At 64.4% G+C, this 22687-nt stretch carries 22 protein-coding genes; 6 read left to right on the top strand and 16 right to left on the bottom strand.

Features of this window, described 5'->3' with window-relative positions:
• A complete protein-coding gene (locus CAF92_RS03705) occupies positions 1-831 on the bottom strand; it encodes an AraC family transcriptional regulator (RefSeq protein ID WP_046614992.1) in 831 nt (276 codons plus the stop codon).
• 47 nt (positions 832-878) lie between these two features.
• On the bottom strand, positions 879-1802 hold the full coding sequence (locus CAF92_RS03700; RefSeq protein WP_085599284.1) for a LysR family transcriptional regulator: 924 nt from the start codon (positions 1800-1802) through the stop codon (positions 879-881).
• Positions 1803-1905: 103 nt separating this feature from the next.
• On the opposite strand from CAF92_RS03700, the gene nfsB reads away from it, so the two are divergent.
• From nfsB to CAF92_RS03685, 3 genes are all read left to right on the top strand, one after another.
• Complete coding sequence (nfsB, locus tag CAF92_RS03695) at positions 1906-2559, top strand: oxygen-insensitive NAD(P)H nitroreductase (protein WP_085599282.1); 654 nt, start codon at positions 1906-1908, stop codon at positions 2557-2559.
• 150 nt (positions 2560-2709) lie between these two features.
• A complete protein-coding gene (locus CAF92_RS03690) occupies positions 2710-3159 on the top strand; it encodes an antitoxin Xre/MbcA/ParS toxin-binding domain-containing protein (RefSeq protein WP_013973163.1) in 450 nt (149 codons plus the stop codon).
• Positions 3156-3593, top strand: coding sequence for an RES family NAD+ phosphorylase (locus CAF92_RS03685; RefSeq protein ID WP_015270851.1), 438 nt, complete (start codon positions 3156-3158; stop codon positions 3591-3593). The genes CAF92_RS03690 and CAF92_RS03685 overlap by 4 nt, the downstream gene beginning before the upstream one ends.
• Positions 3594-3600: 7 nt before the next feature.
• On the opposite strand, the gene CAF92_RS03680 is transcribed toward CAF92_RS03685, so the two are convergent.
• Both CAF92_RS03680 and CAF92_RS03675 read right to left on the bottom strand, forming a co-directional pair.
• The gene (locus tag CAF92_RS03680) at positions 3601-4755 is read right to left on the bottom strand and encodes a cysteine desulfurase family protein (RefSeq protein WP_085599280.1); all 1155 of its coding nucleotides are present in this window, start codon (positions 4753-4755) and stop codon (positions 3601-3603) included.
• Positions 4756-4948: 193 nt separating this feature from the next.
• Positions 4949-5875, bottom strand: coding sequence for a LysR family transcriptional regulator (locus tag CAF92_RS03675; RefSeq protein WP_025339647.1), 927 nt, complete (start codon positions 5873-5875; stop codon positions 4949-4951).
• Between the two features lie 140 nt (positions 5876-6015).
• Between CAF92_RS03675 and CAF92_RS03670 the strand changes: the two genes are divergently transcribed.
• Entirely contained in the window at positions 6016-7245 is a 1230-nt protein-coding gene (locus tag CAF92_RS03670) for an acyl-CoA dehydrogenase (RefSeq protein WP_085599278.1), read from the top strand.
• 133 nt (positions 7246-7378) lie between these two features.
• Here the strand turns inward: CAF92_RS03670 and CAF92_RS03665 are convergent, their stop codons facing one another.
• From CAF92_RS03665 to ribBA, 7 genes are all read right to left on the bottom strand, one after another.
• Positions 7379-8443, bottom strand: coding sequence for a TerC family protein (locus tag CAF92_RS03665; RefSeq protein WP_085599276.1), 1065 nt, complete (start codon positions 8441-8443; stop codon positions 7379-7381).
• A gap of 183 nt (positions 8444-8626) precedes the next feature.
• Positions 8627-9934, bottom strand: coding sequence for a substrate-binding domain-containing protein (locus tag CAF92_RS03660; RefSeq protein ID WP_085599274.1), 1308 nt, complete (start codon positions 9932-9934; stop codon positions 8627-8629).
• 238 nt (positions 9935-10172) lie between these two features.
• Positions 10173-11321 (bottom strand): ABC transporter ATP-binding protein, encoded by a 1149-nt coding sequence (locus tag CAF92_RS03655; RefSeq protein ID WP_085599272.1) that lies wholly within the window; start codon positions 11319-11321, stop codon positions 10173-10175.
• A 19-nt stretch (positions 11322-11340) separates the two neighbouring features.
• The gene (locus tag CAF92_RS03650; protein ID WP_015270845.1) at positions 11341-12150 is read right to left on the bottom strand and encodes an ABC transporter permease; all 810 of its coding nucleotides are present in this window, start codon (positions 12148-12150) and stop codon (positions 11341-11343) included.
• Positions 12151-12156: 6 nt separating this feature from the next.
• Positions 12157-13074: an ABC transporter permease gene (locus CAF92_RS03645; RefSeq protein ID WP_046614999.1), complete on the bottom strand. Its 918-nt coding sequence runs from the start codon at positions 13072-13074 to the stop codon at positions 12157-12159.
• Positions 13071-14096, bottom strand: a complete 1026-nt coding sequence (locus CAF92_RS03640) for an ABC transporter substrate-binding protein (RefSeq protein ID WP_085599270.1) — start codon at positions 14094-14096, stop codon at positions 13071-13073. Before CAF92_RS03640 ends, CAF92_RS03645 begins: the two co-directional genes overlap by 4 nt.
• Positions 14097-14318: 222 nt before the next feature.
• Complete coding sequence (gene ribBA / locus CAF92_RS03635) at positions 14319-15437, bottom strand: bifunctional 3,4-dihydroxy-2-butanone-4-phosphate synthase/GTP cyclohydrolase II (RefSeq protein WP_085599268.1); 1119 nt, start codon at positions 15435-15437, stop codon at positions 14319-14321.
• 78 nt (positions 15438-15515) lie between these two features.
• On the opposite strand from ribBA, the gene CAF92_RS03630 reads away from it, so the two are divergent.
• A complete protein-coding gene (locus CAF92_RS03630; protein ID WP_085599266.1) occupies positions 15516-15809 on the top strand; it encodes a DUF1330 domain-containing protein in 294 nt (97 codons plus the stop codon).
• 114 nt (positions 15810-15923) lie between these two features.
• On the opposite strand, the gene CAF92_RS03625 is transcribed toward CAF92_RS03630, so the two are convergent.
• The gene (locus CAF92_RS03625; protein WP_085599264.1) at positions 15924-16646 is read right to left on the bottom strand and encodes a pirin family protein; all 723 of its coding nucleotides are present in this window, start codon (positions 16644-16646) and stop codon (positions 15924-15926) included.
• A 54-nt stretch (positions 16647-16700) separates the two neighbouring features.
• Positions 16701-17720: an alpha/beta hydrolase gene (locus CAF92_RS03620; RefSeq protein WP_085599262.1), complete on the bottom strand. Its 1020-nt coding sequence runs from the start codon at positions 17718-17720 to the stop codon at positions 16701-16703.
• A 145-nt stretch (positions 17721-17865) separates the two neighbouring features.
• On the opposite strand from CAF92_RS03620, the gene CAF92_RS03615 reads away from it, so the two are divergent.
• Entirely contained in the window at positions 17866-18750 is an 885-nt protein-coding gene (locus CAF92_RS03615; protein WP_085599260.1) for a LysR family transcriptional regulator, read from the top strand.
• A 117-nt stretch (positions 18751-18867) separates the two neighbouring features.
• On the opposite strand, the gene CAF92_RS03610 is transcribed toward CAF92_RS03615, so the two are convergent.
• From CAF92_RS03610 to CAF92_RS03600, 3 genes are read right to left on the bottom strand one after another with little or no spacing between them, the layout of a single operon-like run.
• On the bottom strand, positions 18868-19473 hold the full coding sequence (locus CAF92_RS03610) for a sarcosine oxidase subunit gamma (RefSeq protein WP_046615128.1): 606 nt from the start codon (positions 19471-19473) through the stop codon (positions 18868-18870).
• Positions 19474-19476: 3 nt separating this feature from the next.
• Positions 19477-22380 carry a 2Fe-2S iron-sulfur cluster-binding protein gene (locus tag CAF92_RS03605; RefSeq protein WP_085599258.1) on the bottom strand — a complete coding sequence of 968 codons (2904 nt, stop codon included), beginning with the start codon at positions 22378-22380 and terminating at the stop codon, positions 19477-19479.
• Entirely contained in the window at positions 22377-22682 is a 306-nt protein-coding gene (locus tag CAF92_RS03600; protein WP_085599255.1) for a sarcosine oxidase subunit delta, read from the bottom strand. The genes CAF92_RS03605 and CAF92_RS03600 overlap by 4 nt, the downstream gene beginning before the upstream one ends.
• Positions 22683-22687: the final 5 nt, after the last annotated feature.

The raw sequence follows: 22687 nt of genomic DNA, 5'->3' as shown, positions 1-22687 counted from the left end.
TCAGTCTGGAAGGTTTGAGCAGCGCCTGCGGTAGTCGGCCGGGGTCAGCTGGTAGGCACGGCGGAACCAGCGCCCCAGGTGGCTCTGGTCGGCAAAGCCAAGGGCCATGGCCACTTCGGTGGGAGTCTGGCCCTGGGCGAGCAGGCGCCGCGCCCGGGCCAGGCGCAGCTGGATCAGATAGGCATGCGGCGCCAGGCCGAATGCAGCCTTGAATGCGCGGGTGAGGCGGAAGCGGTCGATGCCACAGGCCTGGGCCAGGTCTTCCAGGCCGATGTCGCGCTCCAGGTTGGCGTGCAGGTAATCCCGCGCGCGCTGCGCGGTCAGCGGCAGGCGCGGGTCCGGGTTCAGGCGCCGGCGCCAGTGCAGGTGGCGGGTCAGGCAGGCCAGCAGGTCGTCCATGGCCGTCTGCCGGACAATGCGCAAGTCCTGGGTATGCACGGCCTGGAAGGCGAGGGCAGTGGCTCGCGCCAGGTGCTCATCGTGGCACAAGGTATCGGCGAAGCTGGGCAGGCTGTCGCCCGGCGCGTGTTCGAAAAGTGCCCGCAGTTGGCTGTCCACCCAGGTTGGTTCCAGGTACAGGGTCGAATAGGTGAAGCCGTCCTCGGTGGGCGCATGGCCGTCATGGATTTCACCGGGTTCCAGCAGGAATACGTGCCCCGGCGTGCTGCGATGGCGTACTCGCCGGCAATCGAATTGCTGCACACCCTGCTCGGTAACGCCAACCAGGAAGCTGTCGTGCCAGTGCGGGTCGTAGGCATGCCCGACGAAATGCGCGCGGACCGACTCGATGCCGGTGTCGGCGTCTTGCTTGAGGTCGATCCAGTTGCTCATGGGGGCGTGCCGTGGCGCAAATCGCTACCTTAGCGCAATGGCCAGGCTCAGTCTGGAACGATTGTGCAGCCGTTGGTCAGCGCCCGGTTACGCAAGGCCTCGAAGCGTTCGCGCAGCCACAGGTGCAGTTGTGCCACCGCTGGGCTGAGTTGCTTGCGGTGCGGGCACACCAGAGTGACCGGGGCGGGCTCACCATGGTGTTCGGGGAGGATGATTTCCAGCTCGCCGGCCGCGATGTTGGCGCTTACGTCCAGCCACGACTTGTAGACGATGCCTTCGCCCTGCAAGGCCAGGCGGCGGATCACGTCGGCATCGTCGCTGACCAGCGGCCCACTCACCTGCACGGTGCGGTTGCCCACCCGCCACTTGTCGTAGACCCGGTTGTACTGCATGTACAGCAGGCAGGCATGCTGCTGCAGGGCGTCGGGCGTGAGCGGGCGGCCGTGGCGGGCCAGGTACTCGGGCGCAGCCACCAGCACCCGGCGGTTCCAGTCGGCCAGCGGCAGGGCAATGTAGTTGGCGTCCAGGTTGAGGCCATAGCGGATCGCCACATCTACCGGGTCGCGGTTGAGGTCGGCGATCTGGTCGGACAGGAGGAAGCGCAGGTGCAGGGCCGGGTGCTCGCGGCGGAAGGCACTCAGCCACGGCAACAGCATGTTGCGGCCAAGGTCGGACGGTGCCGAAACCTGCAGGTTGCCGCGCAGGGTGTTGGCGTTGCCATGCAGGTCTTCACGCCCCTGGCGCAGGCTCTCCAGCACATTCAGGGCTGTCGGCAGGTACAACTCGCCTTCGGCGGTCAGGCGCAGGCTGCGGGTGGTGCGGGCGAACAGGCGCACGTCCAGGTCGCGCTCCAGGCGCTTGATCGCGGCGGCAACCTGCCCTGGCAGCAGTTCGGCCTCGTGGGCGGCAGCGGTGAAGCTGCCCAGCACGCTGCTGCGGACGAACAGTTCGAGGTCTGCGATGCGCAGCATTTTCACTCCTAGGGTGAAAGTGTTGCTGAATTATGCCGGTTTTTCTTTTCTGCAGGAAAGATAATATGCTCGGCAAATCCCCTGTTCATCCCGGAGTTGTTGCATGGATACCGTCTCGCTGGCCAAGCGCCGTTACACCACCAAAGCCTACGATGTCTCGCGCCGTATTCCCCAGGCCACTGTCGATGCGCTGCTCGAGCAACTGCGCCACAGCCCGTCTTCTGTCAACTCGCAACCTTGGCATTTCATCGTTGCCGACAGCGCCGAGGGCAAGGCCCGCCTGGCCAAGAGCACCGCAGAGCGCTATGCCTACAATTCGTCGAAGATCCTCGATGCCTCGCATGTGATCGTGTTCTGCACCCGCACCGAAATGACTGAAGCGCACCTCAATGCCGTGCTCGACCAGGAAGCTGCCGATGGCCGCTTCCGTGATGAGCAGGCGCGTGCCGGCCAGAACCAGAGCCGCCGGCACTACGTCGACCTGCATCGCTTTGACCAGAAGGACGTGCAGCACTGGATGGAAAAGCAGACTTACCTGGCGTTGGGTACTGCCTTGCTGGGGGCTGCGGCACATGGGCTGGATGCTACGCCGATCGAAGGCTTCGACAGCAAGGTTCTCGATGCCGAGCTGGGCTTGCGCGAGCGTGGGTTCACCAGTGTGGTCATTCTCAGCCTGGGCTATCGCAGCGAGACGGACTTCAACGCTGGCTTGAACAAGTCGCGCTTGCCGGCTTCGCAGGTGTTCACCTTCCTGTGAGGTTGCCGGGGCCGCCCTGCGGCCCCGTTCGCGAAGCAGGGCCGTTCCCACAAGATGGCATCGCCGTCATGACTTTCACAGGCCTCATGAACTGGCAAACATTCGGCATATGCCGCATACTTGTCGGCAAACGCCGGAAAGGAGAGAGCCATGCTTGCCGAAGTGCTTCGCGACAACGGTTACCACGAGTACCGGGCGCGCCTGCATGCACTGCTGGAAATCCCCGAACTCGCCAGTGACTTCGAAATCCACACCCGCATTACCCATGGCTTCGCTGCCACCTGGCTGGTGAAACTGACCGAGCTCGGCGTGTTCACCCCTGTGGAGCGTGACCAGATCATTCCCCTGCGCACGCTGAAAACCCGCATCGAACGTGATCAGCCACTGACCGTGGAAGAAAGCGACCGGCTGTTCCGTTCGGCTCATATTACCGCCATGGCCGAAGCCGTGTTCGGTGAGGCGGGCAAGGCCAAGCGCTGGCTGTCCAAGCCCAAAGAGCGCTTCTCGGGGTTGACACCGATGCAGATGCTCACCACCCAGCAGGGCACCACCCAGGTCGAAGAAATGTTACTGCAGATCGCCGAGGGCTTCGGCCTGTGATTCTGTGGCGTATCAGCGCCTATGCAGACTTGAGCGGAACGGGCGGCTTGCGTGTCAGCGGCCGCTGGCACCAGGCCGGCCGGCCAGTGGTGTATGCCGCCACCAGCCCGGCCGGGGCGATGCTGGAGGTGCTGGTGCACCTGGAGATCGACCCTGAGGATTTCCCCACCACCATGCGGCTGCTGCGTATCGAGTTGCCCGACACCGTTTCGCAAGCGCAGTTGCCCGCCTTGCAGCCTGGCTGGTCGAGCCAGACCGAACTGACCCGGGGCCTGGGCAACCGCTTTCTGGACGAGTGCTCGGCATTGCTGCTGCCGGTGCCGAGCGCGATCATGCCCAGCACCACCAATTACCTGTTCAACCCGCGCCATCCGCAGGCAAACAGTGCCAGGCTCGAGGTCGAGGACTTCACCCCGGACAGCCGGCTGTTCTAGGGAAGGCTCACCAAAGTGCCGCTGACGCCGCTGTCAGCACCCGGCCAAACACTTCGAGCGCCTTGTCCACTTCAGCCTCGTTGCTGAAACGCCCGATGCTCAGGCGCACGCTGTTGCGTGCCTGGCGCTCATCCAGCCCCAGCGCGAGCAGCACATGCGAGGCCGCATTGCTCGCAGAGTTGCAGGCCGAGGTGGTCGACAACGCCAGCTCGCTGGCCAGCGCCGCGCTGTTGAAGCCCTTGCTGTCGATACACAGGTTCAGGGTATGGGGAATGCGCTGGTTGGCGCAGCCGTTGAGGGTGACGCCAGGCAGGGCCAGCAAGCCCCCGCGCAGACGCCTTGCCAGTTGCTCAAGGCGCAGGTTTTCGCTGTCGCCGGGTTGGCCGGCCAAGGCAAAGGCGCTGCCCATGCCGGCAATCTGATGGGTCGCCAGGGTGCCGGAACGCAGGCCCTGCTCATGGCCACCGCCGTGCATCTGCGCACGCATCAGCATGCGGGCGCGTGGCCCCACGTAGAGCGCACCGATGCCCTTGGGCCCATACACCTTGTGCGCCGAGAACGACATCAGGTCCACGGCCATCGCGTTCAGGTCGATGGCCAGTTTGCCCACCGCCTGCGCCGCATCCACGTGCAGCAGGGCACCATGGGCACGTACCTGTTCGCCAATCGCGGCAAAGTCGGTAATCGTACCCAGTTCATTGTTGACCGCCATCAGCGACACCAGGCGTGTGTCGCCGCGCAACGCTGCCTGCACCGCCGCAGGCTGAATCAGGCCGGCGGCATCCGGTGCCAGGCGGGTAACGGCCCAGCCCTGGCGCTCCAGTTCGGCCACCGTGTCGAGCACGGCCTTGTGTTCCAGTTGGCTGGTGATCAGGTGCCCGGGCTGGCCGAGGCCCTGGGCAATGCCCTTGAGCGCCAGGTTGTTGGACTCGGTCGCACCTGATGTCCAGACCAGTGCATCGGCCTGTGCGCCGACGCGTTCGGCCACTTGCTGGCGGGCCTGCTCCACGGCGTGGCGGGCGGCCTGGCCAAAGGCATGGCCACTGGATGCCGGGTTGCCGAAGTTGGCCTGGCTGCCAAGGCAGGCAAGCATGGTTTCGATGACCCGGTCGTCGACCGGAGTGGTGGCGGCGTAATCGAAGTAGAGCGGGGCGCTGGGCATTGGGGCGGGTCCGTGTCTGTCGCCGTGAAATCGACGATCGTTGGAGCAAGCGTACCCGCTGCTTGAGAGATATTTTTCGCTTCCAGCGGCTCTATTCTCAAGATGCTCAAGAAAAAATTCTATCTCCTGAGGTTTTCTTGGAAATTTTTTCTCCTCGTTTCGAGGGCTCAGCAAAAGGCCCTCGTCAGCCTCTTCAGGCGGGTGCCAAGGCCCTTTCTTCCTCGGCCACCACACGTTCGCACAACTCGGTGATCTGCTCGCGCATCCAGCGGTTGGCTGGGTCCTGATCGGTGCTTTCATGCCAGTACAGGTGCGTTTCCAGCGCAGGCACCTCCACCGGCAGTGGCTGGTAACGCAACTGATGGCGACGGGCGAAGCGCTCGGGGACGGTCATCGCCATGTCGGTCTGCTGCAATACCTGCGAGGCCATCAGGTAATGCTGCGAGCGCAAGGCAACCTTGCGCTGTACGCCCATCTTGCCCAAGGCCAGGTCGACATAGCCCAGGCCGTTGCGACGGCTGGAAATATGGATGTGGGTCATGCCCAGGTAGTTGTCGAGGGTCAGCTTGCTGTCGGCCAGCGGGTGGCCCTGGCGCAGGGCGCAGACATAGCGGTCTTGCATCAGTTTGACGTGGCGTACCTGCGGGTCGGTGTTCAACGGTGCGTCGATGGCGAAGTCCAGGCGGCCGGCGGCAAGTTCCTTGGTGGTCTCGCGGCGCTTGCACAAAAAGCTTTCGATCAGCACCGCCGGCGCCAGGCGGCGCAAGCGCTGGAACAGCGGTGGCAGGATCACCGCTTCGGTCAGGTCGGTCATGCTGATGCGGAAGGTCTTGTTGGCCTGTTGCGGGTTGAAGATGCGGCTTTCCTGCACCGAGGTGCGCAGCAGTGCCAGGGCATTGCGCACCGGGCCGATGATGTTCTGCGCCATGGGCGTGGGCACCATGCCTTGCGCGGTACGCACGAACAACGGGTCGTTGAAGGTTTCGCGCAGCCGCGAAAGGGCGTTGGACACTGCCGGCTGGGTGATGCCGACGATCTGCCCGGCGCGGGTCAGGTTGGCTTCGGTATAGATCGCATCGAACACGATGAACAGGTTGAGGTCGACCTTGCTGAGGTTCATGGGCGCCGCTCTTTGTTGGAATTATTGGCCGATCATATATCGGTTATGAATGTTTATACACGCGGAAAATAGACTAGGTGGATGGGGGCATGCTGCTCTAGGCTCTGGCCCATGTACTCCGAACCGTGAAGGTAGCCCCGATGGATTTCGCCTATTCGCCCAAGGTCCAGGCACTGCGTGAGCGCGTCAGCGCGTTCATGGACGCCTATGTCTACCCCGCCGAGGCGGTGTTCGAGCGCCAGGTCGCCGAGGGTGACCGCTGGCAGCCCACCGCGATCATGGAAGAACTCAAGGCCAAGGCGCGCGCCGAAGGGCTGTGGAACCTGTTTCTGCCCGAATCGGAATACGGTGCCGGCCTGAGCAACCTGGAATATGCCCCGCTGGCGGAAATCATGGGCCGTTCGTTGCTCGGCCCGGAGCCGTTCAACTGCTCGGCGCCGGACACCGGCAACATGGAAGTGCTGGTGCGTTATGGCAGCGAAGCGCAGAAGCGCCAGTGGCTGGAGCCGCTGCTGCGTGGCGAGATCCGTTCGGCATTCGCCATGACCGAACCGGACGTGGCGTCCTCGGATGCCACCAACATGGCCGCCACTGCAGTGCGTGACGGTGACCAATGGGTAATCAACGGCCGCAAGTGGTGGACCTCCGGCGCTTGCGACCCGCGCTGCAAGGTAATGATCTTCATGGGCCTGTCCAACCCTGAAGGGCCACGCCACCAGCAGCACTCGATGGTGCTGGTGCCCACCGATGCGCCCGGTGTGAAGATCGTGCGCCCGCTGCCGGTGTTCGGCTATGACGATGCTCCCCATGGCCACGCCGAGGTGCTCTTCGAGAACGTGCGGGTGCCGTATGAGAACGTGATCCTGGGTGAGGGCCGTGGCTTCGAGATTGCCCAGGGGCGCCTTGGCCCCGGCCGCATCCACCACTGCATGCGCTCGATCGGCATGGCCGAGCGCGCGCTGGAGCTGATGTGCAAGCGCTCGGTGGAGCGTACCGCCTTCGGCCGGCCACTGGCGCGTCTGGGCGGCAACGTCGACAAGATTGCCGACTCGCGCATGGAGATCGACATGGCCCGGCTGCTGACGTTGAAAGCGGCATACATGATGGACACGGTCGGCAACAAGGTCGCCCGCAGCGAGATTGCACAGATCAAGGTAGTGGCGCCGAACGTGGCACTGAAGGTGATCGACCGGGCTATCCAGATTCATGGCGGGGCAGGGGTGAGTGGCGATTTCCCGCTGGCTTACATGTACGCCATGCAGCGTACCTTGCGCCTGGCCGACGGGCCGGATGAAGTGCATCGGGCGGCGATCGGCAAGTATGAGATTGGCAAGTATGTGCCGGCGGAGATGATGCGCAGCGGGCGGTGATTTTGCCCGCCTGTTCCGGCCTCTTCGCGGGCTTGCCCGCTCCCACAGGAACTGTGCCGCCTCCAAGCTGTGCGCAATACCTGTGGGAGCGGGCAAGCCCGCGAAGAGGCCCTTGAAGGCTCACTCTGGATGGTCAGACCCGCATCTGCGGGTCTTCCTCCTTCTCGCTTACTGTGCGATCGGCATTTGAAGGCTGTCTGGATTGAGCACCCTCGATTTCCGGCTTCTCCCCCCGCGTCTTGACCAGCGAAACAACCACCCCACCCAGCAACAACCCGAACGTCACCCCCAACGACAACAACGCCGGCACCTTGCCCACCATGCCGTGGTAGAAGATCTTGCAGCCAATGAAGATCAGCACCAGTGCCAGCGCGTACTTGAGGTAAACGAACCGGTGCATCAGTGCCGCCAGCGCAAAGTACAGTGAGCGCAAGCCGAGAATGGCGAAGATGTTCGAGGTGTAGACGATGAACGGGTCCTGGGTGATGGCGAAGATTGCCGGGACGCTGTCGACTGCGAACACCAGGTCGGCCAGTTCGATCAGCACCAGCGCCATGAACAGCGGGGTGGCATGGCGTAGCGCCTTGTGCTGCCCAGGCGGGGTCTGCTGCACGAAAAAGTGCGAGCCGTGGATCTGCTCGGTGACCCGCATGTGCCGACGCACGAATTTCAGGACCGGGTTGTTCGCCAGGTCCGGGCGGCTGTCCTCCTTCGACAGCGCCATCTTGACCCCGGTAAACAGCAGGAAGGCACCGAAGATATACAGTACCCAGGCGAAGTTCTGCACCAGCGCCGCGCCCACGCCGATCATGATCGCCCGCAGGAAAACCACCCCGAGGATGCCCCAGAACAGCACGCGGTGCTGGTAGCGGCGGGGGATGGCGAAATAGCTGAAGATCATCGCCATGACGAACACGTTGTCCATCGACAGCGACTGCTCGACCAGGAACCCGGTGTAGAACTCAAGCGCAGACTGCGCGCCCAACTGGTACCAGACCCCGACGCCGAACAGTACGCCGACGCTGAAATAGCCCGAATACAGCAGCAGGCTCTCGCGCATTTCGATTTCCCGGTCGTGGCGGTGCAGCACGCCGAGGTCGAGTACCAGCAAACCGATGACGATGGCCATGAACACCAGCCACAACCAGGCGCTGGTACCGAGGAACGGGGTGGTGAGGAATGTCTGCAGAGCTGTCATGAGCCCCTCCTTCAATGTCGACGTTGCATGGCAACAGTGATCCGACATGGCGGCCTGGCAGCCGTCAGAGGGGCCCGGTATCACATGGGCTTGAGCCTAGACCCGTTTGCCGGTGATGCCGAATGGGGAGCTGTTACATTTCTTTGCGAGGCAAGGCCTGCAGGGATCTGGGCCGCTTTCGGATCAATACACCCACACTTCCACCCGGCGATTGCGCAGCCGCCCTTGCTCCAACTCGTTCCCTGCCACTGGCAGGTCATCCCCCATCCCCGTCACCTCCAGCACCTCCACGCCATCGCGCGCCAGCTCGCGGCGCACCGCCTGGGCCCGCAGGCGGGAGAGCAGCGCGGCGCGGCCTGGTGTCTCCTTGGGGTCGCCAAAGCCTACCAGCACCGCCTTGCGCTGCAACTTGCCTGCTTGGCGCAGGTAGTCGGCCACCCGCTGCACATCGCGCAGGGCCTTGTTGTCGAGGCTGGCACTGCCTTCCTGGAAGCGGAAGTTGACGCTCAACCGCTGTGCCTGCTGGACCAAGGTGCGATAGCGCGGCGGCATGTCGGCCTGGGGAGCTACAGGTTGGGCCTTGATCTGCTGCGAAACGAAACCCTGCTCAGCGACGATCACCTGGCCCGCCGGGCTCTGGGCGAAATCGGCCAGGGCCTTGGCCTGGGGCTTGGGGTTGGCCGGCAGGTAGAAGTACAGGCGCCGCGATAGCGGGTAGTCCTCGCTGGCCACCAGTGCACGCTCCGGCAGCATGGCCGGCGCGTCACCCTCGGCCACCGCCAGCACCTTGGCACCATGCACCGCCGCCAGGCTGCTGAAACCGATGGCCTGGCGGTCGGTGCTTACCCGCGCGGCCAGTTCGTCGCTGGACTCGAAGCGTTGGGCCTGGGGGGAAAGCTCGGTGTGCTGGGGTTCCAGCACCAGGGCCTTGAAAGTCTCAAAGGTACCGGAGCGGTCGTCGCGGGCGTACAGGTGGATGGCCCCGCCGGAAACACCCAACTGCTCCCAGCGCTGGATCTGCCCGGCAAAAATTTGTGCCAGTTGCCCTGTGGTGAGCTGTGGCAGCGGGTTGTCGGGGTGAACGATGACGGCGACGCCATCGAGGCCGATGACTTGTTCGGCGGCAGCGGCGCGCAGGTCGCCCAAGGCCTGAAGTTGGCTTGCTTCGTTGTCGTTGATCGGCCGTGACGCGGCGGCCAGGTCGGCCTCGCCATGGCCGAGGGCGACGAAACCGGTGCTGGAACCGTGTGCGGCGATTTCGATGCGCAAAGGCTGGCCACGCGTATCGCGCGCGGTGATGACAGTCTCGTTGGCCAGATTGCCCGGGTATTGTTCGATGGCGGTAGCTTGCTGTGCGCGCAATTGCCCTTGCACCAGCGCCGGCAGCAAGGCCGCGCCGATGGTGTTGGAGCCTTGCACGCGCAGGTGAGCGGGCTCGGCCAGGGACGCCAGCGGTAGCAGGGAGAGCAGCAAGACAAGCAGGCGGTGCATGCCGGGAGGCCTGTGGCATAGGGTTGGCCGGCAGATTACGACAGTGGCGTGATGATAATGTGACAGTCCATAGGGCAGTGGGCTTTGCCTGATGCCTGTATGTTCGCGTCAATGGGGCTGCTGTGCAGCCCATCGCCGGCAAGCCAGCTCCCACAGGGGCCTTCCAATCCTGAAACCTGCGCTGTACCTGTGGGAGCTGGCTTGCCGGCGAACGGGCCGCAAAGCGGCCCCAGCGGTATCAATGCGCCCCGGCAGACTTGCTCAGGTCACTTTCTGCCCACTCGGTATAGATGCACGCATCCGCCACTGCCCAGCGCACCTTCACGGTATCCCCCGGCTGCATCGGCATGCCAGCCGCCGACAGCGCCTTGACCGTCAGCTCGGTACCGCCCGCAGTCACCACATGGCAGGTCTGGCTCTCGCCCAGGAACAGCACTTCGCCAACCTTGGCGCTGACCTCGTTCCAGCCCGCCGGCAGCGGCTCGCGCGCGGCCTGTTCGGTGGTCAGGGCCAGGGCCTTTTCCGGGCGCACCATGATCAGCGCATCCTGCGAGGCGGCCAGGCCCGGGGTCAGGCGGATAGCCACCGGCTGGCCCTCGAAGCTGCCCGCGCCATTGCTGCTGGCCTTGATCCGCAGGAAGTTGGAGTTGCCCAGGAACGAGGCGACGAAGGCATTTGGCGGGTTCTGGTACAGGTCGTAACCGGTGCCCAGGCCGACGATCTTGCCATGGCTGAAGATGGCGATGCGCTGGGACAGGCGCATGGCTTCTTCCTGGTCGTGGGTGACGTAGACGATGGTGATGCCCAGGCGCCGGTGCAACTGGCGCAGTTCATCCTGCAGGTCTTCGCGCAGCTTTTTGTCCAGCGCGCCGAGCGGTTCGTCCATCAGCAGGATGCGCGGTTCGTACACCAGGGCCCGGGCAATCGCCACGCGCTGCTGCTGGCCACCGGACATCTGCGACGGCTTGCGGTGGGCGAACTTCTCCAGCTGCACCAGCTTGAGCATGGCGTCGACGCGCTTGCTGGTTTCGCTGGCGCCGAGCTTGCGAATGGCCAGCGGGAAGCCGATGTTGTCGCGCACGTTCAGGTGCGGGAACAGCGAATAGCGCTGGAACACCATGCCGATGTCACGCTTGTGCGGCGACACGTTGACCAGCGACTGGCCATCGACCAGGATCTCGCCGCTGCTCGGTGTTTCGAAGCCAGCCAGCATCGACAGGGTGGTGGACTTGCCCGACCCGCTGGAACCGAGGAAGGTCAGGAACTCGCCGTCCTGGATTTCCAGGTCGAGGTTGTCCACGGCGGTGAAGTCGCCGTAGTGCTTGTTCAGGCCGCGCAGGCTGACCAGGGTCTTGCCGTGCGCGTTGTCTTTGATCACTGCACTCATTGTTGTTTTCTCCGCGCGCTCAGGCGTTGGCTTCGGTGCGCCGGCGCAAGGCGGCGGCAATGAACATGACAAGCAGCGACAGGCCGATCAGCAGGGTCGAGGCCACGGCGATGACCGGGCTGAGGTCCTGGCGCAGGGTGGTCCACATCTTCACCGGCAGAGTCTGCAGGTCGGGGCTGGCCATCATCACGCTCAGCACCACTTCATCCCACGACACCAGGAAGGCAAACAGGCCGCCAGCGATCATCCCCGGGCGAATCGCCGGGAAGGTCACCTTGAAGATTGCCTGCAGGCGCGAGGCGCCGCAGATCACCGCGGCATCCTCGATCGACTGGTCGAACAGCTTCAGCGAGTTGATGATCGAGATGATGGTGAAGGGCAGGGCGACGATCACGTGGCTGACCACGAAGGCGAACAGTGTGCCGGTGTAGCCGAGCTTGAGGAACAGCGCGTACACCGCTACGGCAATGATCACCAGCGGCACGATCATCGGCATGGTGAACAGCCCATACAGCAGCTCGCGGCCGGGGAAGCGGCCACGCACCAGGGCAAACGCGGTGGGCAGGCCGAGCAGCACGGCGGCGATGGTGGTCAGCACGGCCACCTTCAGGCTGGCCAGCGCGGCGTCCATCCACTCCGGGTTGGAGAAGAACTGGCCGTACCACTTGAAGGTCCAGCCCGGTGGCGGGAACACCAGCCACTGCGACGAGCCGAACGACAGCAACACGATGAACACCACCGGCAGCAGCAGGAAGGCCGCGATGACCCCGGTGGTCAGGTACAGGCCCGTGCGCAGCGGGCGGCCCATGGCATTGGGAGACAGGAGCATGGCGGTTTACCTCGCGTTGCCGACCGGGGATTCCGGCTGCAGCTTCAGGTACAGGTAGAAGAGCACCAGGGTGATCACCACCAGCAGTGCGGCGGCGGCGCTGGCCAGGCCCCAGTTGAGGAACGACTGCACCTGCTGGATGATGAATTCGGGCAGCATCATGTTTTGCGCACCACCCAGCAGGGCCGGGGTGACGTAGTAACCGAGCGACATCACGAACACCATCAGCGCCCCGGAGAAAAGCCCCGAGCGGCACAGCGGCAGGAACACCTTCCAGAAATTGGTCCACGGGCTGGCGCCGCAGATCGAGCCGGCCTGCAGCACCATCGGGTCGATGGCGTGCATGGTCGCCTGCAGCGGCAGCACGATGAACGGGATCATGATGTAGCTCATGCCGATCACCACGCCGGTCAGGTTGTGCACCATTTCCAGCGGGGCATCGATGATACCCATTGCCATCAACGCCTTGTTGATCACCCCCGAACTCTGCAGCAGCACCAGCCACGAGTAGGTGCGCGCCAGCAGGCTGGTCCACATCGACAGCAGCACGATGTTCAGCAACCAGCGGCCCCAGCCCTTGGGCACCAGGGTAATTGCCCAGGCCAGCGGGAAGCCCAGCAGCACGCTGATCAGGGTGACCACGCCGGCCACCGAGAAGGTGTTGAACAGCACCCGTGCATAAGCCGAGTTGGCGAACAACTGCTCGTAGTTGCCCAGGCCCGGCGTCGGCTCCAGCACCCCGCGCAGCAACAGGCCGGCCAGCGGGGCGAAGAAGAACAGGCCAAGGAACAGCAGGGCCGGCAGCAAATTGCGGCTGCCTTTCCAGCGCTGGCTCAGGCTGACGCGGCGCGGGGCCGTTCCCGGAGCGCCGGTGCCCGTGGGGGCACCTTGCGCGTCATGCAGGGCGTTGATGGCGACTTTCATTTGACCAACCACTCATTCCAGCTAGCTGCGATGGCCTGGCCGTTCTTGGCCCAGTAGGCGAAGTCGAGGGTGACCTGGTCCTGGGCGTAGGCGGTCGGCAGGTTCTGTGCGAGGTCTTTGTCCAGCTTGGCCACGCTGTCGACGTTCACCGGCGCGTAGGCGGTCTTGTTGGCGAACTCGACCTGGCCTTCGGCGCTGCTGGCATTGGCCAGGAACTTCATGGCCGCGTCCTTGTTCTTGGCCCCTTTGGGGATGACCAGGAAGTCGGCCATGACCAGGTTCTGCTTCCAGCTCACACCCACCGGTGCACCGTCTTGCTGCAGGGCATAGACGCGGCCGTTCCAGAACTGGCCGAGCGAGGCTTCACCCGAGGCCAGCAGTTGCTGCGACTGGGCGCCACCGCCCCACCAGACGATGTCTTTCTTGATGGTGTCGAGCTTCTTGAAGGCGCGGTCCAGGTCCAGAGGGTACAGCTTGTCGGGGGCTACGCCGTCGGCCAGCAGGGCCAGTTCCAGTACACCCGGGCTGGGCCATTTGTACAGGGCGCGCTTGCCGGGGTAGGTCTTGGTATCGAACAGTGCGGTCCAGTCCACCGGTTTGTTGGCACCGAGCTTGCCTTCGTTGTAGCCGAGCACGAAGGAGAAGAAGAACGAGCCGACGCCATGGTCGGAGACGAAGCGCGGGTCGATCTTGTCGCGCTTGATCTGGGTGAAATCGAGGGGTTCGAGCAGGCCTTCGCTGGCGGCACGCAGGGCGAAGTCGGCTTCGACGTCGACCACGTCCCACTGCACGTTGCCGCTCTCGACCATGGCCTTGAGCTTGCCGTAGTCGGTAGGGCCGTCCTGGACGACCTTGATATCGGTGGCTTTGGTGAAGGGTACGGCCCACGCTTCTTTCTGGGCGTCCTGGGTGGTACCGCCCCAGCTGACGAAGTTCAGGCTGTCGGCGGCCTGGGCGGCCTGACATGCCAGGGTCAGCAGGCTGGCGGACAGCACTGCGGTTACACGTTTGCTCAACAGCATGGTTACGCCCTCGTTGCTTTTGTTATTCGAGGCGGGGCTTGTGGTGCGCCCGCCAACAGTGTTCGGGGAGCAGCTAAAACAAAGTGTCTTGTGGCCGTTTTTGATTGTAGGTGCCGGCCTGCAGATTCAAGGTCTACGGGATATCATATTATGGTATTCCAAACTTTTAGCAAGAGGCATGAGGCTACCGGCCATCACTCCGTCCTCTGCAATTTGCCGCTCCTACAGGGGGCCGGGCTCGAAGGGGATGCTTTGCACCACCTCCAGCTCATACCCCGCCAGCCCCGCGTATTTCAGCGGCGGGCCCAGGTGGCGCAGCTTGCCGACGCCCAGGTCCTGCAGGATCTGCGCGCCTGTACCCACCTCCGAGTACACCTTCGATTGCCCGCGCTGGTAAGGCCGCACCGGCTGGGTCAGCTGTGGCACGCGCTCCAGCAGCGCCTGCGAGGACTCATGGTTGGCCAGGATCACCACCACGCCGGCGCCTTCCTCGGCCACCTTCTGCAGCGCCGCCCAAAGCGTCCAGTTGGCGGGGCCGGCGTATTCGGCGCCGACCAGGTCGCGCAGCGGGTCGATCACGTGCACCCGCACCAGGGTCGGCTGCTCGCGGCGGATATCGCCCATGACCATGGCCATGTGTACGCCACCTTCGATGCGGTCTTCGTAGGTGACCAGGCGGAAGGTGCCATGCACCGTCGGCAGTTCGCGTTCGCCGATACGCTTGATGGTCTGCTCGGTGCTCAAGCGATAGTGGATGAGGTCGGCGATGGTGCCGATCTTGATGCCGTGCCGGGCAGCGAACACTTCCAGGTCCGGGCGCCGGGCCATGGTGCCGTCGTCGTTGAGCACTTCGACGATTACCGACGCCGGGGTGAAGCCGGCCAGGCGTGCGAGGTCGCAGCCGGCTTCGGTGTGGCCGGCGCGGGTCAGCACACCGCCTTCGCGGGCGCGCAGGGGGAAGATGTGGCCGGGTTGCACCAGGTCTTCGGGGCGGGCGTTGGGGGCCATGGCCGCCGCCACGGTACGCGCCCGGTCGGCGGCGGAAATACCGGTGGTAACGCCCGTGGCCGCCTCGATCGATACGGTGAAGGCGGTACTGAACACGCTGCCGTTGGCCGGCACCATCTGCTCCAGGCCCAGGCGTTGGCAGTGTTCGTCGGTCAGGGTCAGGCAGATCAGCCCGCGCGCTTCACGGGCCATGAAATTGATGGCGTGGGCGTCGCAACGCTCGGCGGCGATCAGCAGGTCGCCTTCGTTTTCCCGGTCCTCGTCATCCACCAGCAGGACCATCTTGCCTTGCCGGTAGTCCTCGAGAAGTTCGTCGATGGTGTTGAAAGCCATGTTGCACGCTCACTGTGGTGGGGTGATTATTATGGTATACCATCATACACAAATATCGCCGTAACAGGAGAGCAGCGCATGAAGGCCTATTGGATCGCCCATGTGGACGTGACCGATCACGAGCAATACCAGCAGTACACCCAACGCGCCCCGGCTGCCTTCAAGGCATTCGGTGGCCGTTTCCTGGCCCGTGGCGGGCGTAGCGAGGCAATGGAAGGGCGGCTTACCCCTCAGCGTAGCGTGGTGATCGAGTTCGATTCGTACGAACAGGCGCTGGCGTGTTACCGGTCCGAGCTGTACCAGGAGGCTTGCAGCCATCGTCAGGGGGTGGCGAAGGCTGAAGTGATCATCGTAGAAGGGTTCGAGCCCTGAGTTGGATTTGCGACCCCTTCGCGGGTAAACCCGCTCCCACAGGTACGCCACAGATTTCGAAGTCTGTGGCGTACCTGTGGGAGCGGGTTTACCCGCGAAAGGGCCGGACCTGCCTTATGGCATGCCAGGCAACTCATGCGGCCGCAGGTCGAACACCAGCACCTCGGCATCCACCCCATTGCCCAGTTCCAGCACCTGTTCCTGCCTCACCCGCACCCCATCCCCTTCGTTCAGCACTTGCCCATTGAGCTCGATGCTGCCCCGGGCCACGTGCACGTAGGCATGGCGGTTTTCCGGCAAGGTCAGGGTGGCACGCTCGTCACCATCGAACAGACCGGCATACACCCGCGCGTTCTGCCGTACCTGCAGTGACCCCTCGGCGCCATCCGGCGAGATGATCAGGCGCAGCTTGCCGCGCTTTTCCTCGGTACTGAAATGCTGTTGCTGGTAACGCGGTGTTGCCCCTTGCACGTTCGGCACGATCCAGATCTGCAGGAAGTGCACCGGCTGCACCTGGCTGTGGTTGAACTCGCTATGGGCCACGCCGTGGCCAGCGCTCATCAGCTGCACATCGCCCGGGCGGATTACCGAGCCGGTGCCCAGCGTGTCCTTGTGCTCCAGCGCGCCTTCCAGCACGTAGGAGAAAATCTCCATGTCGCGGTGCGGGTGCTGGCCAAAGCCCTTGCCGGGGATGACGCGGTCGTCGTTGATCACCAGCAGGTCGGAGAAACCTTGCTCGTCCGGGTTGCGGTAGTGGCCGAAGGAGAAGGTGTGGAACGATTTCAGCCAGCCATGGAAGGCCAGGCCGCGGTCTTTGGCGTTGCGGACGGTGAGCATGACGGGTCTCCTGAACCGGCAGGGCACCAGGCCCTGCCGCATGGGCGGGTGAGGTTATTGCAGGTGCACTTTCAGCTCGCCAGCGGCCTGGCGCATGGCCGCTTGCACGGCAGGCACCTGATGCAAGGGGTTGAGCAGCCCGTAGTCATGAATCATGCCGTTGTAGCGTACCGAGGTAACGGTCACCCCAGCAGCGTTCAGCTTGCGGGCATAAGCCTCACCCTCGTCACGCAGCACATCGAACTCCGCCGTTTGCACCAGCGCTGGCGGCAAGCCTTTCAACTGTTCACTGCTGGCCCGCAGCGGCGAGGCGTAGATCTGCGCCCGTGCCTTGGCGTCGGTGGTGTAGTTGTCCCAGAACCACTTCATCATCCCGGTGGTAAGGAAATGCCCCTCGGCAAACTGCTTGTAGGATGCAGTTTCGAAGCTGGCATCGGTCACCGGCCACAGCAGCAGCTGGAAGCGCAGGGCCGGGGTGCCGGCCTCTTTGGCTTTCAAGGCCACTACTGCCGCCATGTTGCCGCCGACGCTGTTGCCGGCCACGGCCAGGCGCTTGCCGTCCACGCCGATTTCCTTGCCATGCTCGGCTACCCAGCGGGTGGCGGCGTAGGCCTGGTTGATCGCCGTCGGGTAGTGCGCTTCCGGCGATGGGGTGTAGTCGACGTAGACCGCCACTGCCCCAGAGCCAACCACTAGGTCGCGGATCAGCCGCTGGTGGGTCGGGAAATCGCCGAGTACCCAGCCGCCACCGTGGAAGAACATGAACACCGGCAACTCGCCCTTCACGTTGGCCGGGCGCACCACTTGCAGTTTGATCGACTCGCCGTTGGCCTGGATGGTGCGCTCCTGCACCTCGATACCCGAGAGATCGACCTTGACCGAGGCCTGGGCACCGGTCAGCACTGCGCGGGCGTCTTTCGGGCTGAGCTGCTCCAGTGGCTTGCCGCCGCCTTGCTCCAGGGCTTCGAGGAAGGCCTGGGTGTGCTGTTCTATACCCGGGCTGCCAGCAGCGAAGGCGCTGGAGACGGACAGGGCCAGAAGGGAAGCGGTAAGGGTTTTGTGGACAATGTTCATGAGCGAATCCTTTTCTGTTGAATGTTGGTAGTGGGCGTCTTGCCTGGCCTTCAGGGCCATCGCTGCGACTTGTGCGTAGATTAGGGAGATGCGCTGATGGGAAAAAGCCGCTATAAAGCGTTTGACTGTCACCAAGAGCGAGACAATGAACCCTTACGAAGACATGCGGATCTTTGCCCAGGTAATGGAGGCCGGCAGTTTCACTGCTGCGGCCGACCGCCTGGGCATGTCCAAGCAATCGGTCAGCCGGCGCCTGATGCAGTTGGAGGAGCGCCTGGGCGTTCGCCTGCTCAATCGCTCCACCCGGCGCCTGGACGCTACGCCGCTGGGCCAGCACTACTACCAGTCGGCGCTGCGCCTGCTGGGCGAAGTGCAGCAGGTGGAGCACGACATCAGCGGCCAGGCTCAGGCCTTGCGTGGCACCTTGCGCCTGAGTGCGCCGCTGTCGTTCGCCATGGCGCACCTGGGCTGCCTGCTGACCGAGTTCCTGCAGTTGCACCCGCAGGTGGATGTGGAAGTGGATCTGAGCGACCGCGCCGTTGACCTGATCGGCGAGGGCTATGACCTGGCGCTACGGATTGGCGCGCTGGAGGACTCCAGCCTGATCGCGCGGCGCATCGCCAGTGTCGAGCGGGTGTATTGCGCGAGCCCGGCGTACCTGGAAGCACGGGGTGTACCGGCCAGGCCGGAGCAGTTGGCGGGGCATGATTGCCTGCCATATGGGCATTCGCGGCAGGTGCAGTGGCAGTTCAGCCAGGGTGGCAAGGCACAGGTGATTCAGGTGGCCGGGCGGATGCGGGCGAACAATGGCGAGCTGCTCAGGGATGCCGCGATTGCCGGGATGGGGGTGACGTATCTGCCAACCTTCATCGTGGGCCAGGCACTGGCGGATGGGCGGCTGGTGACGGTGCTGGATGAGTGGCGGCCGCCGGCGCTGCAGCTGTCTGCGGTGTACCCGCAGCACCGGCAGGTGGCGCGGCCGGTGCAGGGTTTTGTGAACTTCCTGCGCGAGCGATTGGTACAGCTCTGACCTTCGGCACCGGGTGAACTTCTTCGCGGGTAAACCCGCTCCCACAGCTACTCCACAGCCCCGAGCCCAGTGATGACCCTGTGGGAGCGGGTTTACCCGCGAAGAGGCCGGTACAGGTTATTGCATCAATTCCTCCACCCCGGCCCACCCACCATCGAACTCGTCCATGGCATCCAGCACTGCTTCACGGAAATACGCCAGCGACGCCCGATCAAACAGCAACTGCAATGCCGGCCTCTCATCATTCCCCACATTCAGCACGATCACGTTGATCCGCGCCGCCGATGTCTGCGCCACCGCCCCAACGGGAAACGCCTGGGCACGCAAGTCCACCCCGCACAACTTGGCCATCACCGCGCTGCATTGCACCCCCGACAGCTGCAGCCAGGCATGGCTGTCCTGGCGCGGCAGCAGGTAATGGCGGCGGGTATCCTGCACCCACCCGGCCTCTTCGGCAGCCACCCGTGCACCGCCGTCGGCCAGGCTGCCCAGCAGCAGGTACTCGGTCTGCGACAAGCGCGCTACCCAGCCACCGTCTTGCTGGCGCACGGCCTGGTTGGGTAGCGACGGCAAGCGGTAGCCACGCGCCTGCAGGCAAGCGGCACTGTCGCCACCACGAAACCCGACCCTCGCCAGATCGGTCAGGTCAGTCAACGCGCAGTTGTGCAACAGCTCGGCCTGCGGGCTGCGTGGAATAAAAGCTTCAGCTTGCAAACTGGTCATGGCTCAGAGCTCCTGGCGCAGGTTGTCGGGATCGTGGAAAGGCAGAGGCACCACCTTGGCATTGACCATCACGCCGCCCTCCACGCGGATCGGGATGTGCATGCCTGGCGTGGCCTGGTGGGCACCGGCGTAAGCCAGGCCGATGATCTGCCCCAGGGTTTGCGAGTATTCGCAGGATGTGACGTTGCCGCTGATGTCCGGCCCATCCAGCACCAGGTGCCCCTCCAGCGGCTGCGGGCTGCCCTTGGGTAGTGTGAAGCCGACCAGCTTGCGCTTGAGCGGCTGCGCTTCGAGGATCTCGATCGAGCGCTTGCCGACGAAAAATGGCTTCTTGCGCCCGATGGCCCACTGCATGTCGATCTCCGCCGGGTGGGTCATGCCATCAGTGTCCTGGCTGATGATCACATGGCCCTTTTCCAGGCGCAGCAGGCGCTGGGTCTCGACACCGAACGGGCGAATGCCCAACCCTGCGCCGGCCTGCATCAAGGCATCCCACAGGCGCTCGGCGTGTCGCGCCGGCACATGCACTTCGTAGCCCAGTTCACCCACAAAGCCGACCCGCAGGATGCGCGCGGCAATGCCGGCCACAGTGCCCAGGCGTACGCCGAGATAAGGGAAGGCCTCGGCCGACAGGTCCACATCGTCACACACCTTGGCCAGCACCTGGCGTGCCAGCGGCCCGGCCAGATTCACAGCGGCCAGGGCGGCGGTGACGTTGGTGACGTCCACATCCAGGCGCCATTGCGCGTTCCACTTCAGCATCTGCTGGTAGATGCGGTCGACGCCGCTGGTGGTGGCGGTGACGTAGAAATGCTGCTCGCCCAGCCGGGCGCAAACGCCGTCATCGATCACCACGCCGTGCTCGTTGGTCATCAGGGCGTAACGGGTGCGGCCGACGGCCAGCTTGGCGAAGCCGAAGGTGTAAAGGCGCTCCAGCAGTTCGGCGGCGTCGGGGCCGCGTACATCCAGGCCACCGAGGGTGGAAACGTCGATCAGGCCGACCTTCTCGCGCACATGGCGGGCTTCTTCCTGCATGCAGCGCTCGCGTTCCTCGGGCTTGCCATAATAGGCCGGGCGCTGCCAGATGCCGGCCGGCATCATCTTCGCCCCGGCTTCCAGGTGGCGGCGGTGCATCGGTGTTTGCCGGTACGGGTCGAAGGCGCGGCCGGCGACGTGGGCCAGTTTTTCCGCCTGGAACGGTGGCCGGGCGGTGGTCACCCCGGTTTCGCTGATGCTGCGCCCGGTGGCGTGGGCCACCAGGCGTGCGGTCGGCAGCGCCGAGTGGCGGCCCTGGGACGGGCCCATGCCGACCGTGGAAAAGCGCTTTACCAGCTGCACATCGCGGTAGCCGCTGCGGGTGGCGTTGACGATGTCGCGCACTTGCAGGTCTTCGTCGAAGTCGACGAAATCCTTGCCCTTGGGGTGGGGGAAGATTGGCCAGGGGAAGTTGACCTTGGCTTCGGCACTGAACACGGGCTGCACCGGCGCTTCCAGGCCCAGCGCTGCCAGCGCATCGGCAGCCCCGCGAGTGGCGTCGGCCAGCACATTGCCCAGTGCGTGACGGCCATTCACCGAGCCGGCGATATCCAGCCCGGCCGGCAGGTCGCTGATGACGAATTCGTCGCGGTTCACATCGTACGCCAGCTTGCCGCCAGCCTGGCACAGCAACTGGTACACCGGCATGTAGCCTGCCGACATGCACAGCAGGTCGCAGGCCAGGCGCAGGCCATGCGGGCCGACCTTGCCCTGGCCGGTGATCGGGCGAATATCCACGCCACTCACGTGGCGCATGCCCGCTTCGTGCAGGGCTTCGTACACGGTGCTGCCCAGGTGCACGGGTATATCGCGGTGCTTCAGTTCGGCGGCCAGTGCAGCATCGGCTGGCGCGGCGCGCATGTCGACCACCGCAGCCACCGCCACGCCTTGCTCCTGCAGGTCGAGGGCGGCGAGGTAGCCGTCATCGTGGCCGGTGAGGATTACCGCGCGCTGGCCCGGCTTGACCGCGTACAGCTTCATCAGCCGCTGTGCGGCACTGGTCAGCATGACCCCCGGCAGGTCGTTGTTGCGGAACACCACCGGCTGGTCGAACGAACCGGCCGCCACCAGGCAACGGCTGGCACGCACCTTGTAAAGGCGGTTGTGCTGGATCACCGGCAGGTAGTTGTCGGTGAACCAGCCGTTGCAGGTGGCTTCCAGCAGCACCTGGATATTCGAGTGGCCCTCGACGGCAGCCAGCAGTTCCTGGCGCAGGCTGGTCGCGCGGGTGCCGGCGATGTCGAAACGGGCGTAGGTGAGCGAGCCGCCAAGTACCGGCTGTTGCTCGACAAGCAATACCTTGGCCCCGGCATTGGCCGCGTCCAGTGCCGCACGCAGGCCCGCCGGGCCAGCGCCGATGACGGCCAGGTCGACGAACAGATAGGCCTTGTCGTGATACCGCGGCCTGAAGCCTGGGTCGAGTACGCCCAGGCCGGCCTTCTTGCGGATCAGCGGCTCCCACACCTTCCACATGCCCTTGGGCTTGTAGAAGGAGCGGTAATAGAAGCCCACCGGCATGAAACGCGAAAACTTGCCCAGGTAGGCATCGCGGTCGTGCATCAGGCTACCGTTGAAGTTCTGCCCCGCGACGATCTGGCCATCGCGGGCGGCTTCCAGGTCGGCGAGTACATTGGGCTCGTCCGGTAGCTGCACCAGGGTGTTGGCATCCTGCCCGGCCATGCTCAGCGGGCCGCGCGGGCGGTGGTACTTGAACGAGCGCGACAGCAGCCAGCGGCCGCTGCCGAGCAGGGCGCTGGCGATGCTGTCACCAGCAAAGCCCTGGCAGGCCTGGCCGTCGAACTGAAAATGCAGGGGCCGCTCGCGATCGATCAGCAGGCCCATGGGCGCGGGGAGGCGATTGTGGCTGTTCATCCGGCGATCTCCGGGGTGGCGGCAGGGGTGAAATCGACGCGGCGGTCGAACAGTTCTTTCGGGTCGAAGGTGCGCAGTACCTGGTCGCTCACGGTGTGGCGTTCGGCCAGGAACCAGTAGCTGGAGGCGTTGTGCAGCCACCATTCAGTGACCACACCGGCCAGGTTGTCGCTGTTGAACACGTAGTCGGCCCATTCGCTGTCGCTGCAGGTGGCTGGGTCGGGCATCGCCTTGAATTCGCCTCCGTAGGTGAACTCGCTGATATTGCGCGGGCCGTTCAAGGGGCAGGTCAGGATCTTCATCGTCG

The sequence above is a fragment of the Pseudomonas sp. B10(2017) genome (assembly GCF_002113295.1).
Classification (GTDB): Bacteria; Pseudomonadota; Gammaproteobacteria; order Pseudomonadales; family Pseudomonadaceae; genus Aquipseudomonas; species Aquipseudomonas pudica.
This window is presented reverse-complemented; position numbering and strand designations above follow the sequence as displayed.

Coding starts and splice junctions, on each gene's coding strand:
- CAF92_RS03615 (WP_085599260.1), top strand. CDS start 17,866: ATGAACCCTTACGAAGACATGCGGATCTTTGCCCAGGTAATGGAGGCC.
- CAF92_RS03600 (WP_085599255.1), bottom strand. CDS start 22,682: ATGAAGATCCTGACCTGCCCCTTGAACGGCCCGCGCAATATCAGCGAG.
- ribBA (WP_085599268.1), bottom strand. CDS start 15,437: ATGGCTTTCAACACCATCGACGAACTTCTCGAGGACTACCGGCAAGGC.
- CAF92_RS03700 (WP_085599284.1), bottom strand. CDS start 1,802: ATGCTGCGCATCGCAGACCTCGAACTGTTCGTCCGCAGCAGCGTGCTG.
- nfsB (WP_085599282.1), top strand. CDS start 1,906: ATGGATACCGTCTCGCTGGCCAAGCGCCGTTACACCACCAAAGCCTAC.
- CAF92_RS03655 (WP_085599272.1), bottom strand. CDS start 11,321: ATGAGTGCAGTGATCAAAGACAACGCGCACGGCAAGACCCTGGTCAGC.
- CAF92_RS03675 (WP_025339647.1), bottom strand. CDS start 5,875: ATGAACCTCAGCAAGGTCGACCTCAACCTGTTCATCGTGTTCGATGCG.
- CAF92_RS03625 (WP_085599264.1), bottom strand. CDS start 16,646: ATGCTCACCGTCCGCAACGCCAAAGACCGCGGCCTGGCCTTCCATGGC.
- CAF92_RS03705 (WP_046614992.1), bottom strand. CDS start 831: ATGAGCAACTGGATCGACCTCAAGCAAGACGCCGACACCGGCATCGAG.
- CAF92_RS03645 (WP_046614999.1), bottom strand. CDS start 13,074: ATGAAAGTCGCCATCAACGCCCTGCATGACGCGCAAGGTGCCCCCACG.
- CAF92_RS03630 (WP_085599266.1), top strand. CDS start 15,516: ATGAAGGCCTATTGGATCGCCCATGTGGACGTGACCGATCACGAGCAA.
- CAF92_RS03690 (WP_013973163.1), top strand. CDS start 2,710: ATGCTTGCCGAAGTGCTTCGCGACAACGGTTACCACGAGTACCGGGCG.
- CAF92_RS03665 (WP_085599276.1), bottom strand. CDS start 8,443: ATGACAGCTCTGCAGACATTCCTCACCACCCCGTTCCTCGGTACCAGC.
- CAF92_RS03660 (WP_085599274.1), bottom strand. CDS start 9,934: ATGCACCGCCTGCTTGTCTTGCTGCTCTCCCTGCTACCGCTGGCGTCC.
- CAF92_RS03605 (WP_085599258.1), bottom strand. CDS start 22,380: ATGAACAGCCACAATCGCCTCCCCGCGCCCATGGGCCTGCTGATCGAT.
- CAF92_RS03670 (WP_085599278.1), top strand. CDS start 6,016: ATGGATTTCGCCTATTCGCCCAAGGTCCAGGCACTGCGTGAGCGCGTC.
- CAF92_RS03680 (WP_085599280.1), bottom strand. CDS start 4,755: ATGCCCAGCGCCCCGCTCTACTTCGATTACGCCGCCACCACTCCGGTC.
- CAF92_RS03650 (WP_015270845.1), bottom strand. CDS start 12,150: ATGCTCCTGTCTCCCAATGCCATGGGCCGCCCGCTGCGCACGGGCCTG.
- CAF92_RS03620 (WP_085599262.1), bottom strand. CDS start 17,720: ATGAACATTGTCCACAAAACCCTTACCGCTTCCCTTCTGGCCCTGTCC.
- CAF92_RS03610 (WP_046615128.1), bottom strand. CDS start 19,473: ATGACCAGTTTGCAAGCTGAAGCTTTTATTCCACGCAGCCCGCAGGCC.
- CAF92_RS03640 (WP_085599270.1), bottom strand. CDS start 14,096: ATGCTGTTGAGCAAACGTGTAACCGCAGTGCTGTCCGCCAGCCTGCTG.